This is a genomic window from Fretibacterium fastidiosum, assembly GCF_000210715.1.
GTDB classification, from domain to species: Bacteria; Synergistota; Synergistia; order Synergistales; family Aminobacteriaceae; genus Fretibacterium; species Fretibacterium fastidiosum.
Map to the genome: position 1 here is coordinate 235,818 of NC_021038.1, position 11,202 is coordinate 247,019.

Here is an 11,202-nt window from a genome sequence, read left to right on the forward strand (position 1 = left end):
CGAAGGGGTGCGCTTTAGGCCCCCGGTTTATTAGGCTCCCCGAAGGGGAGGTGGCGTTGGGCGTGAAGGGCAAAAAATCCTGAACCGCAGCACAGACCGCTCACGTAAGGAGCTGAAACCGATTTGCGTCTCCTGCTATAATGGCAATATGTACTGTATAAGGTACTTTGTACGGTACGTATTCAGTTAAGGAGGCAATTTTCCATGTTCACCATTGATACGGCGCCTGCGACCCAGGTTCGGGAACGATTCAAAGACTACTGCGATGACGTGGAACGAACGAACAAAGCTCTGATTGTCACCCGCCGCGACAAGCCACAGGTTGTGGTGGTTTCTTTCGCGGAATACAACCGGCAGCTCAACAACGAACGTTACCTGGCGAAATTGCGCCGCAGCCGTGAAGAGCTCGATAACGGAGAGGGGCAGACCATGACCCCAGAGGAGCTCGATGCATTTTGATGCACGAAGATACCACCTTTTCGCCCACAGCACTCGAGGACTTTTCTTACTGGGCGCAAAACGACCGGAAAACGTTGGCGAAGATCAAAGCTCTCATTGCCGATATTCATCGAAATGGCTTGATGAGCGGTATCGGGAAGCCGGAGAAGCTTCTGGGGCAATCGGGCGAATACAGCCGACGCATTACGACCGAACACCGTTTGATCTACCGCCTCGATGAGGATCGTCTCAAAATCCTGTCTTGCCGCGGTCACTACCAGGAGTAAGAGCCGGGCGCGTTACGCCTGGCTCTTGTCAGCCTTTTTGAAAACTCCTTCCCCCCTTCAACTGTCCTGTCTGTGCTTGGCGAACGACGACGTTCTCATACCAATTCGCGTTTAATATGGATTGCCTCCCCTTGCAGGGGGGCCTTTCTTGCCCTTTAGACGCAAATTGGTATGAAATTGAAAAAAGCGATGAATTGACAACCTCTCCGCCCTGCGTGTATACTTTGTATACATTTGACGCAAACGCACTGCATCAATACAACAGCACAGGGGCATCAATTTTCCAAAAACGCGCAGAGCGACGCGCGGGGAGGAGGAGTCGCGATGGAGGACCGAATCTCTCTCGAGGGCAAGGTCGCCGTGATATCGGGCGGTGCCGGAGGCATCGGGCTTGGGACGGCGCGGGTGCTTGGACGGCACGGCGCGTCCGTGGCGCTGCTGGACCTGAAGGCGGAGGCGGGAGAGGCAGCCCGCGCCGAACTCGCCGGCATGGGCATCGACGCCATGTTCGTCCGATGCAGCGTCACGTCGGAGGCCGAGGTGACGGCGGCCGTGGACGCCGTGGTCGGGAGGTACGGCAGGATCGACGTTCTGTTCAACAACGCGGGCGTCACGGTGCGCAAGACGGTGGTGGACCTGACGGAGGCGGAGTGGGACTTCGTGCTGGGGGTGGGCCTGAAGGGGACCTTTCTGCTCTCGAAGCACGTCATCCCCGTCATGGCGAAGGGCGGCGGCGGCAGCATCATCAACACCGGGTCCGGCTGGGGCCTGAAGGGCGGGGACAAGGCCGCGGCCTACTGCGCCGTGAAGGGCGGCATCGTGAACCTCACCCGGGCCATGGCCATCGACCACGGCCCGCAGAACATCCGCGTGAACTCCGTCAACCCCGGCGACACGGACACGGACATGCTGCGCGACGAAGGCCGTCAGCTGGGGGAGGAGGAGGGCGCGTTCCTGAGGGATTCCGCCAGGGGTCGGCCGCTGGCGCGCCTCGGCACGCCGGAGGACATCGGCCGCGCCGTGCTGTTCCTGGCCAGCGACCTGTCGTCGTGGGTAACGGGCGCCGCCCTCGTCGTGGACGGCGGCGGCATTGCTTAACGGACGGACCGGGGAGGTCTTATCGATGTCAAAACGCAACGTCCCCTACATACCGAACTCGGACCCCGCCATCCAGGCCGGAATGCTGAAGGCCATCGGGGCGCGGTCCATCGATGAGCTGATCGAGCGGAACATCCCGAAGGAGCTCCTGATGAAGGAGCCGCTGAAGCTCCCGGCGCCCTTCACTGCGGAGGGCGACTTGGTGCGCCACGTGTCGGCCATCCTGGACAAGAACCGCACGGCGCAGGAGCTGACGTGTTTCCTGGGCGCGGGCTGCTGGAACCGCTACGTCCCCGCGCTGGTGGACGAGGTGATCGGTCGCTCGGAGTTCCTGTCCGCCTACGCCGGAGAGCCCTATGAGGACCACGGCCGCTTTCAGGCCTGTTTCGAGTACGAGAGCATGATGGCGGAGCTCCTGGACTGCGACGTCGTCAACGTTCCGAACTACGACGGCTCTCAGGCGGCGGGCACGTCGCTTCGCATGGCGACGCGCGTGACGAAGCGCGACGAGGTGCTGGTCACGGCCGCCCTGAACCCGGACGTGCTGCAGGCCGTGAGGACCTACCTCGATCCGGACGTCGCGCTGACCCTCGTGGACTACGACCGGAGGACGGGCCGGGTGGACCTGGCCGACCTTGAAAAGAAGCTGAGCCACAAGGCCGCGGCCGTCCTGGTGATGAACCCGAACTTCTTCGGCATCGTCGAGGAGGAGGCGGAGGAAGCCGCCCGAATGGCCCACGGGGCGGGCGCGCTCTTCCTGGTCTACGCGGAGCCCTCGCTGCTGGGCGTGATGAAGCCCCCCTTCCAGTACGGCGCGGACATCGCCTGCGGCGACATCCAGGGCCTTGGCATCCACATGAACTACGGCGGCGGCGTGGCGGGCTACATCGCCTCGGAGGACCGGCCCGAAATCGTTCGGGAGTACCCCTCGCGCCTGTTCGGCCTAGCTCCGACCACCCACGGGGAGTGGGGCTTCGGGGACGTCATGTGGGAGCGCACGTCCTTCGCGAACCGCGACCACGCCAAGGAGTTCGTCGGCACCCACGCCGCCCTGTGGAGCATCGCCGCGGCCGTCTACCTGGCGAGCATGGGGCCGGAGGGGATGCGCGAGCTGGGGCAGACGATCCTGCAGCGCAGCCTCCTGGCCCGCAGGCGCCTGGCCTCCGTGCCCGGCCTGACGGTCTGCCCCCTGTCCGGAACGCCCTTCGCGGAGTTCGTCGTCCGGTTCGAGGGGCGGAGCGTGGCCGAGGTGAACGAAGCGCTTCTCGCGCGCGGCATCCTGGGCGGGTACGACCTCGGCGCGAAGTTCCCGGAGCTGGGGCAGTGCGCGCTTCTCTGCGTGACGGAGCGCACGACGGAGGAGGACATCGACGGGCTGACCGCGGCCCTGACGGAGATCCTGGGCTGAGGGGGAGGCGTTTTTCATGGACAAGATCGCGGACAAGAGGGATACGAGCCTGACGAAGTTTCACCAGGCCAGTTGGAACGAGCCCATCATCTACGAGCTGAGCGTGAAGGGGCAGCGCGGCGTGCTGGTCCCGCAGGTGTCGGAGAAGGTGGCTCTGGAGGTTGGGGACGGCGTGTCGAGCCTTCCGGCCTGCATGAGGCGCGAGACGCCGCCGGACCTGCCGGAGATCGGCCAGCCTCAGCTGGCGCGGCACTACAACCACCTGTCCCAGGAGAACCTGGGGGTGGACAGCAACATCGATATCGGCCAGGGCACCTGCACGATGAAGTACAGCCCCAAGGTCAACGACCGGCTGGCCTCCGGCCCCAAGGTGGCGGACATGCACCCGCTGCAGCCCGATGGAACGGCCCAGGGCATCCTGGAGATCGTCTGGCGGCTGGGGCGTCTCTTCGGCGAGATTTCGGGGCTGGAGTGCTTCAGCGTCCAGCCGGGCGGCGGCACCCACGGCGTCCTGGCCCTGGCCTCCATCGTCCGGGCCTACTGGCAAAAGAGGGGAGAGGAAGGGCGGGACACCGTCATCACCACGTTCTTCTCCCATCCCTCCGACGCCGCCTGCCCCATCGTCAAGGGGTACAAGGTCATCGTGCTGCCTCCGGACGAGGAGGGGCTGCCGGACCTGGAGGCGTTCAAGGCCGCCCTGGACGAGCACACGGCCGCCCTCTTCATGACGAACCCGGAGGACACGGGCATCTTCAACCGCCGGATTCGGGAGTTCACGCGGCTGGCCCACGAGGTTGGAGCCCTCTGCTGCTACGACCAGGCCAACGCCAACGGCCTTTTGGGGATCACCCGCACGGTGGAGGCGGACTTCGACATGTCCTTCTTCAACCTGCACAAGACCTTCTCGTCCCCCCACGGCTGCGGCGGCCCCGCCGTGGGCATGATCACCTGCCGGAAGGAGTTTCGCGACTGTATGCCCGTCCCGCTGGTGGAGCACAGCCCGGAGCGGGGGTACTACCTGGACTTCGACCTGCCCCACACCTGTGGAAAGGTCAAGTCCTTCTGGGGCGTGGCTCCGGTGGTGGTGCGCGCCTATGCCTGGATCATGAGCCTGGGAGCGGAGGGCCTGAAGGAGGCGTCCCGCGTCGCTATCTTGAACAACAACTACTGCATGAAGCGAATCCTCGACATCAAGGGGGCCTCCATCAGCTTCCCGGCCCACGCGCCGCGCGTGGAGCAGGTGCGCTACAGCTGGCAGAAGCTGAAGGAGGACACGGGCTTCGGCACGGCGGACGTCTCACGCCGCATCCCGGACTTCGGGACGCACTACTGGTCCAGCCACGAGCCCTGGGTCGTCCCGGAGCCGTTCACCATCGAGCCCAGCGAGTCTTACTCCAGGGAGGACCTCGACGCCTACTGCGACGTTCTGAAGGAGATCGCGCGGGAGTGCTACGAGGAGCCGGAGGTCATCCGCGCGGCCCCGCTGAACAGCACCGTGCACCACACGAGCCACGATTACTTCGACGACCCAGAGCGCTGGGCCCTGTCGTGGCGGAACTACAGGCAGAAGTACACGGGCTACTTTCAGCCTCGAAAGAAATAGATGAAAATCGCCTTCCTCGTCAACCCCGTGGCCGGGATGGGGGGCGCCGTGGCCCTGAAGGGGACGGACGGCGCGGAGACGCTGCGCAGGGCGCTTGCGCTGGGCGCCGTCCCCCGCGCCCACCTTCGCGCGGGGGCGGCCCTCTCCGCGGCCCTTCCCGTTCCCGACGGGGTCCGCTTCCTGTCCTGCGGCGGGGAGATGGGGGAGGCGATCCTGGCGTCCCTGGGCATCCCCTGCGGCGTCGTCTACGCGCCGGAGGGGAGGACGAGCGGCGAGGACACCCGGCGGGCGGCCCGCGCCATGGCGGAGGCCGGGGCGGACCTCATCGTCTTCGCCGGGGGAGACGGCACGGCCCGCGACCTGTGCGCGGCGCTCGAGGGCCGCGCCGTCCCCGTGATCGGCGTTCCGGCGGGGGTCAAGATCCACTCCGCCGTCTACGGCGTCACGCCCGTCCGATCGGGGCAGCTTTTGGCGAAGTTCATGAACGGCCAGGTGCGGGACTTCACCCGCGCCGACGTGATGGACATCGACGAAGAGGCCTTTCGTCAGGGGCACGTCAACGCCCGGTTCTACGGCTGCCTGACGGTGCCTTTGGACCGGAGCTGCCTTCAGGACCGAAAGTCGGGGGGCATGGCGCGGGACGAGTACGACCGCACGGCCATCGGCGCCTGGCTGGCGGACCAGATGCGGCCGGGGCGGCTGTACCTGGTCGGGTCCGGCACGACGACCCAGGCCGTGATGGACGCCCTGGGCCTGCCGGACACGCTCCTGGGCGTGGACGCGGTGAGGGACCGGCGCCTGGTGGGGCGCGACCTGACGGAGCGCGCGATCCTTGAGATGGCGAGGCCGGGGGACACGACCCTCATCGTGACGGTCATTGGCGGTCAGGGGCACGTGTTCGGCCGCGGGAACCAGCAGCTCAGCCCGGAGGTGATCCGCACCGCGGGGCGCGAGAACGTCGTCGTCGCCGCCACGCCGGCGAAGCTGAACGCCCTGTTTCCGCGCCCGCTCCTGGTCGATACGGGCGACGCGGACCTGGACCGGGCGCTGTCGGGCTACGTTCCGGTGGTCACGGGCTGGGCCCGCCGGCAGATGTGCCGGCTGTCGCGGTGAGCGGGGCCGCACCTTGTGGGCCCAGGGAAGCCGTGAACGCGGCCGGGAGGTTGACGGCGCCCTCAGCAGGGGACGAGGGGGCATTTTGAACTGAGAACGGCACGGAGGTGTTAGGATATGGCGCGTTATGAGGAGCTCGAGGGGCGGCGCGTGATGGTGACGGGCGCTGCCAGCGGCATCGGGCTGGCGACGGCCTGTCGGTTTGCGGAGGAGGGTGCGCGGGTCTTCGTCGTGGACTACAACGCGGAGGCCCTGGAGGAGACGCGGAAAGCGCATCCGGAGTTCGCCGGCTTCTCCCCCGCCGACGTTTCGAGGGAGGAGGACGTGGCCGCGGCCTTTCGGCAGATGGACCGGGAGCTCGGCGGCATCGACGTCCTGATCTCCAACGCCGGGATCAGCGTGCGGAACGGCGTCCTGGACGTGTCCTACAGCCAGTGGAACCGCACGATGGGCATCAACCTGGGAGGCATGTTCCTGTGCGCTCGGGAGGCGGGGCGTCGCATGAAGGAGCAGGGCGGCGGCGTCATCCTGATGACGGCTTCCACCAACGGCACGGAGGGGCACCGCTGGTACGCGGACTACAACGCCTCGAAGGCCGGCGTCATCCTCCTGACCAAGACGATGGCGCTTGAGCTGGCGCCCGTCGTGCGCGTCAACTGCGTCTGCCCCGGCTACGTCCTGACGCCCATGCAGCGCGCGGAGTACACGGACGAGATGCTGGCGAAGGTCAACGAGGGCATCCCCATGAAGCGCCACGCGGAGCCGGAGGAGATCGCCTCGCTCTACGCCTTCCTGGCGTCCGACGATGCCCGGTACATCACGGGTGCGGATGTCCGCATCGACGGCGGCGAGACCGCGGGGCTGTACTGACGCCGCGACGCGCTTGAACCACGGCGGGTCCGATGGGATAATTCTTAGAAGGCCCCCCTGCAAGGGGGGCTGCCCCGCAGGGGCTGGGGGGTGTTGAGCAGGTTAAAAGCAAACCCCTCCGCCTCACTCCGTTCGGCACCTCCCCTTTCAGGGGAGGCAGTCCTATAAAACGCGATTTGGTATAATCAGCGCTACCCTAAGTTAAGGAGTGAGCTTTTAATGATCGCACTGTTGAAACTGAGCCCTATCGCCGTCCTGGCGGGGATGATGATCGGCGGCATCGACATCCTGCTCTCCGCGCCCGTCGCCTTCGTCTGCGCCGTGCTCGTCGCCATGGCGACGGAGCACTACAGCTTCGGTGAGCTCCAGGACGCCGCGCTGGACAACCTGCGGCACTTCCTGATCGTGTTCCTGATCCTCCAGGCGGCCTACGCCGTGGCGGAGTGCTTCATGTCCACCGGGGTGGCGGCCGCCATCATCAACATGGCGCTCTCCATGGGGATGACGGCCAAGCTCGTGGCGCCGGCCTGCCTGGTCGTGACGGCGATCCTGTCCGTGGCGACGGGCACGTCCTGGGGCACCTTCGCCGCCTGCGCGCCGATCTTCCTCTGGCTGAACCACATCGTGGGCGGCAGCACGGTGCTGGTGATCGCGGCGGCGGTGGGCGGCAGCTGCTTTGGGGACAACATCGGCCTGATCTCCGACACGACGGTGGTCAGCTCCGGGATGCAGAACGTCTCCGTCATCGACCGCGTGCGCCATCAGGGCGTCTGGTCCGGGCTGTGCCTGCTGCTTGGGGTGGCCGCGTTCTACTTCGCCTCGGTCAGCATGGGCCTCTCGGACGTGGCGGGCAGCGCGGAGGAGGCCATCCGTCAGATTCCGGACACGGTGTGGGCCGCCCTAGAGGAGAAGCGCCCGGCGGCCGTCACGCTGCTGCATCAGGTGCAGGCCGGCGTGCCGTACTACATGGTGATCCCGCTGGTGCTGGTACTGATCCTGGCGGCGCGGGGCACCAGCACGCTGATCTGCCTGGCTGCGGGCATCCTGAGCTCCCTGGTCTTCGGCTTCGCCGCGGGGACGGTGACGAGCCTCGCCGCCTTCGGGGAGCGCGTCTACGCGGGCTTCTCCGACGCGGGGGGCTGGTCCATCGCCATGATGCTGTGGGTGGGGGCCTTTGGGGGCGTCATGCGCAAGATGAACGCCTTTGACCCCATCGCGGCTGCCGTGTTGAAGTGCGTGTCCAGGGTGCGGCAGCTGATGTTCGCCAACGCGGCGCTGTGCCTCCTGGGCAACGCGGCCCTGGCGGACGAGATGGCGCAGATCGTCACCCTCAGCCCCATCATCCGCAACCTGACGGAGCAGAACGTGGAGGGCGACCCGAAGGCCCTGTACCGGCTGGCGCTGCGCAACGCCACCTTTGCGGACGCGATGGCCGTGCTGGGCGCGGAGCTCATCCCGTGGCACGCCTACATGGCCTTCTTCGCGGGGATCGCCTGGGCTGTGTACCCGCTGGCGGCGGGGACCGTCTCGCTGGGCGACATCATCCTGCACAACTACTTCGCGTGGATCGCCGTCGGCTCCATGCTGATCCTGACGTGGACGGGGTGGGACCGCTTCGTCCCCCTCTTCGCCCTTCCGACGGAGCCGGAGGTGCGCCTCCGCAGGGCGGCGGACCCTGAGCCTAAGGAAAAATAAACCTTAAGACCCATGCGCAAAAACACCTTATCCTGTAAGATATAGCCAAGCCGATCTTCAGGTGGGGACACGTGAGGACGGTGGGCATCGTCGGCCAAGGCGGAGTTTTTCGATTCTGACGGCAGGGGAGGAGGTGCAAAACCCCCAGGATGCCACAAGGGACGGGAAGCCAGGGCGCTGGTCCGGCAGGGTGTTTCTCTCGACAGGGGAATGGGAAAAGGGAACAAGGCAACTTCTCCCGGACCCCCCGAATCGCAGGGTAGTGCCCCAGGGACGAGGACGGTGTATGTCAAAAGGTATTTTTGACAACCAAATAAGGGGGTTTCACAAGATCATGAAGAAGTTTGCAGCAGCAATTGCAGTTGCGGTGCTTTTTGCTTTCGCGGCGCCCGTGTTCGCGGCCACCAACCCGTTCATGGACGTTCCGATGAACCACTGGGCCTATGACGCCATCGGCCAGCTTGCCGCCCACGGCATCCTCTCCGGCTATCCGGACGGCACCTACAAGGGCAAGCAGCCCACGACGCGCTACGAGATGGCCTCTGCCCTCGCCCGCGCGCTGGCGGTCGTCGACATGACGAAGGCCAGCAAACAGGACGTGGAGATGCTGAAGAAGCTCGTCGTCGAGTTCAAGGACGAGCTGGAGGCTCTGGGCGTCAAGGTCGAGAACCTGGACGAGAGGGTCAGCCTGCTTGAGGAGCGCCTGGGCGGATGGCACATCCACGCTCGTTTGCGCCTCGACATCGAAAACTACGAGGATAGGGACGCTCCTGAGTCGGAGAACAAGGTCTATCTGAAGCAGGGACGCCTGTGGATCGAGCGGTGGTTCGGCGACGAGGAGAACCCCATGCACGCCGTGATCCGTCTGGACGAGGGGACCAAAAACTGGAGCCGTTTCTACGCCGAGATCCCGTTCTTCTTCGAGACGACGCTGACCGCGGGCCGTTTCGTGTGGGACCTTGAGGACGAGTACTACCTGGGTGGCGCGACGAGCCTTCCGGAGACGGGGAGTTTCGCGGCCTACGACAGCATCCTGACGGACCGGACGATGGACGCTCTCGGCCTCGAGAAGCAGTGGGGCATGGGCAAGTTCATCGCCTACGTGGCTCACCCCAGCAACGAGTACTACGACCGTGGTGGGAAGGCTCCCAAGACGCTGGGCGCGTGGGAGCTCTTCGCGATGGGCAAGCTCCAGTTCACGGAGCGCTTCGGCTTCGACCTGGGGCTGCAGGCCTTCCTGGGCGACAACGCGGAGTACATCGATACGGCGAGCAGCAGCGGGTGGAGCTTTGACAACCTGTGGACGATCTTCGCGGGCCTTCGCTTCAACTTCAACGACGACATCGCGCTGAAGGGTATCTTCTACCACCAGCAGCTGAACGGCGATGTCTGGGTGCCCGGCGCTGCAGGTGGAGTCTGGAAGGATGCGGACCTCGACAGCGCAAACCACTGGAAGCTGATCGTGGACGTCAATCAGGAGGCTCTGAAGTTCACCAGCCTGTGGCTGGAGTACGGCCAGATGGACAAGAACTTCATCGTCCCGGCGGAGCTTGGTGGGAACGGAGCACTGTTCACCACCGACGCGTTTAGCTACGTGCTTCCCGACGACCTGAAGTACTGGCGCGTGGCGCTGGGCCAGGAGTGGAACGACAAGTGGGCCACCCACCTGTTCTACAACGGCTACAACTTCGACACGGATGTTGACCTGACGGAGTGGGGCCTTGGCGTTCAGTACACCTACAACCCCAGCGTGAAGTTCGGTCTTAACTACGTGAAGATTGACTGGGACGACGATAAGAAGAATGACGACCACGTTCTTCGTTTCCGTACGCAGGTTGTGTTCTAGTCAAGAAAATCACGAACGATCTTGAATTATAAAGCGAGCGGGAGGCAAAAGCCTCCCGCTCGCTTTGTCTTTGCCCCCGAAAAACACGCCTCTTCTTTTCGCCTCCCCTGAAAGGGGAGGCAATCCATATTAAACGCGAATTGGTATGAATTGCTGCCCTTCATCGAGAAAACGGAACGGGGAGAAGCCTGCGCATCTCCCCCACCTCCGTTATTCCAGCGACGCAGGTGGTCTCTATGTAGCCCTTGCTTGGCTCTGGGCAGGCTTTGACAAGGATGAGAATTTTTTCTCGAGGCATGGCAAAGATCCTCCTATGAAGAAAATCACAATGAACTACAGCCTTGTTTATTTAGTGAAGACTAGAAAGCGTGTTCTACAACGGCCGTCAAAACTGATAAGATATATTTGCGCCACTTTCGGGAATGAAAACAATTCATTATTTTTATCCATCGCACGATAATTTGATCTGATATCCGAGGAGCTCCCCAAAGAGAAGTAGAAAGGGAATACGCAAAAAAATAACGGAGCATCTTGTAAAATTCTCTTTTTGTAAGTTGCGCAGGAGTTTTATAGATTTTCGCTATAAGATATGATTCAGGGAATGAATGCCAATCAGACCTAAACGGGGAGAGTATACATACAACGCGCCCTGTGGGATCTAAAGAGAAAACGAGAGCGCAACCATGCTCCGATGCAAGTTTTACCGAATTCTTAGGAGTTCCTTCATACACACAATGATTTTCCCAACGCAAGGTCATCGTCTTAAATTTTTGGGGGTGATCAGCATCCTCCCCAAAATCAGAAATAGGCTGAAGTATATGTTCTAAAGGACTTTTTTCTACTT

At 63.6% G+C, this 11,202-nt stretch carries 11 protein-coding genes; 9 read left to right on the plus strand and 2 right to left on the minus strand.

Annotated features, from left to right (window positions below; genetic code table 11):
- Nucleotides 1-204 precede the first annotated feature (204 nt).
- From SY1_RS01040 to SY1_RS01080, 9 genes are all read left to right on the plus strand, one after another.
- The gene (locus SY1_RS01040) at nucleotides 205-459 is read left to right on the plus strand and encodes a type II toxin-antitoxin system Phd/YefM family antitoxin (protein WP_015555893.1); all 255 of its coding nucleotides are present in this window, start codon (nucleotides 205-207) and stop codon (nucleotides 457-459) included.
- Nucleotides 459-725, plus strand: a complete 267-nt coding sequence (locus SY1_RS01045) for a Txe/YoeB family addiction module toxin (protein ID WP_015555894.1) — start codon at nucleotides 459-461, stop codon at nucleotides 723-725. Before SY1_RS01040 ends, SY1_RS01045 begins: the two co-directional genes overlap by 1 nt.
- 324 nt (nucleotides 726-1,049) lie before the next feature.
- Complete coding sequence (locus SY1_RS01050) at nucleotides 1,050-1,823, plus strand: SDR family NAD(P)-dependent oxidoreductase (protein ID WP_015555895.1); 774 nt, start codon at nucleotides 1,050-1,052, stop codon at nucleotides 1,821-1,823.
- 25 nt (nucleotides 1,824-1,848) lie between these two features.
- Nucleotides 1,849-3,231, plus strand: a complete 1,383-nt coding sequence (gene gcvPA / locus SY1_RS01055; protein ID WP_015555896.1) for an aminomethyl-transferring glycine dehydrogenase subunit GcvPA — start codon at nucleotides 1,849-1,851, stop codon at nucleotides 3,229-3,231.
- Nucleotides 3,232-3,247: 16 nt separating this feature from the next.
- Entirely contained in the window at nucleotides 3,248-4,834 is a 1,587-nt protein-coding gene (gene gcvPB / locus SY1_RS01060; RefSeq protein WP_015555897.1) for an aminomethyl-transferring glycine dehydrogenase subunit GcvPB, read from the plus strand.
- Nucleotides 4,835-5,947, plus strand: coding sequence for an ATP-NAD kinase family protein (locus SY1_RS01065; protein WP_015555898.1), 1,113 nt, complete (start codon nucleotides 4,835-4,837; stop codon nucleotides 5,945-5,947).
- Between the two features lie 117 nt (nucleotides 5,948-6,064).
- Nucleotides 6,065-6,817, plus strand: a complete 753-nt coding sequence (locus SY1_RS01070; protein WP_015555899.1) for an SDR family NAD(P)-dependent oxidoreductase — start codon at nucleotides 6,065-6,067, stop codon at nucleotides 6,815-6,817.
- A 219-nt stretch (nucleotides 6,818-7,036) separates the two neighbouring features.
- The gene (locus tag SY1_RS01075; protein ID WP_015555900.1) at nucleotides 7,037-8,512 is read left to right on the plus strand and encodes a Na+/H+ antiporter NhaC family protein; all 1,476 of its coding nucleotides are present in this window, start codon (nucleotides 7,037-7,039) and stop codon (nucleotides 8,510-8,512) included.
- Nucleotides 8,513-8,846: 334 nt separating this feature from the next.
- Nucleotides 8,847-10,358, plus strand: coding sequence for an S-layer homology domain-containing protein (locus tag SY1_RS01080; RefSeq protein ID WP_015555901.1), 1,512 nt, complete (start codon nucleotides 8,847-8,849; stop codon nucleotides 10,356-10,358).
- Between the two features lie 160 nt (nucleotides 10,359-10,518).
- Here SY1_RS01080 and SY1_RS01085 read toward each other — a convergent pair whose 3' ends face one another.
- Together SY1_RS01085 and SY1_RS01090 are read right to left on the minus strand one after the other, a co-directional pair.
- On the minus strand, nucleotides 10,519-10,656 hold the full coding sequence (locus SY1_RS01085) for a hypothetical protein (RefSeq protein WP_015555902.1): 138 nt from the start codon (nucleotides 10,654-10,656) through the stop codon (nucleotides 10,519-10,521).
- Nucleotides 10,657-10,717: 61 nt separating this feature from the next.
- Nucleotides 10,718-11,202: hypothetical protein (locus SY1_RS01090; RefSeq protein ID WP_208872514.1), on the minus strand; the 485-nt coding region annotated here is incomplete at its 5' end.

What these genes read in the sequence shown, in the direction of transcription:
- gcvPA (WP_015555896.1), top strand. Translation starts at nt 1,849, where the DNA reads ATGTCAAAACGCAACGTCCCCTACATACCGAACTCGGACCCCGCCATC.
- SY1_RS01080 (WP_015555901.1), top strand. Translation starts at nt 8,847, where the DNA reads ATGAAGAAGTTTGCAGCAGCAATTGCAGTTGCGGTGCTTTTTGCTTTC.
- SY1_RS01045 (WP_015555894.1), top strand. Translation starts at nt 459, where the DNA reads ATGCACGAAGATACCACCTTTTCGCCCACAGCACTCGAGGACTTTTCT.
- SY1_RS01070 (WP_015555899.1), top strand. Translation starts at nt 6,065, where the DNA reads ATGGCGCGTTATGAGGAGCTCGAGGGGCGGCGCGTGATGGTGACGGGC.
- SY1_RS01075 (WP_015555900.1), top strand. Translation starts at nt 7,037, where the DNA reads ATGATCGCACTGTTGAAACTGAGCCCTATCGCCGTCCTGGCGGGGATG.
- SY1_RS01085 (WP_015555902.1), bottom strand. Translation starts at nt 10,656, where the DNA reads ATGCCTCGAGAAAAAATTCTCATCCTTGTCAAAGCCTGCCCAGAGCCA.
- gcvPB (WP_015555897.1), top strand. Translation starts at nt 3,248, where the DNA reads ATGGACAAGATCGCGGACAAGAGGGATACGAGCCTGACGAAGTTTCAC.
- SY1_RS01065 (WP_015555898.1), top strand. Translation starts at nt 4,835, where the DNA reads ATGAAAATCGCCTTCCTCGTCAACCCCGTGGCCGGGATGGGGGGCGCC.
- SY1_RS01040 (WP_015555893.1), top strand. Translation starts at nt 205, where the DNA reads ATGTTCACCATTGATACGGCGCCTGCGACCCAGGTTCGGGAACGATTC.
- SY1_RS01050 (WP_015555895.1), top strand. Translation starts at nt 1,050, where the DNA reads ATGGAGGACCGAATCTCTCTCGAGGGCAAGGTCGCCGTGATATCGGGC.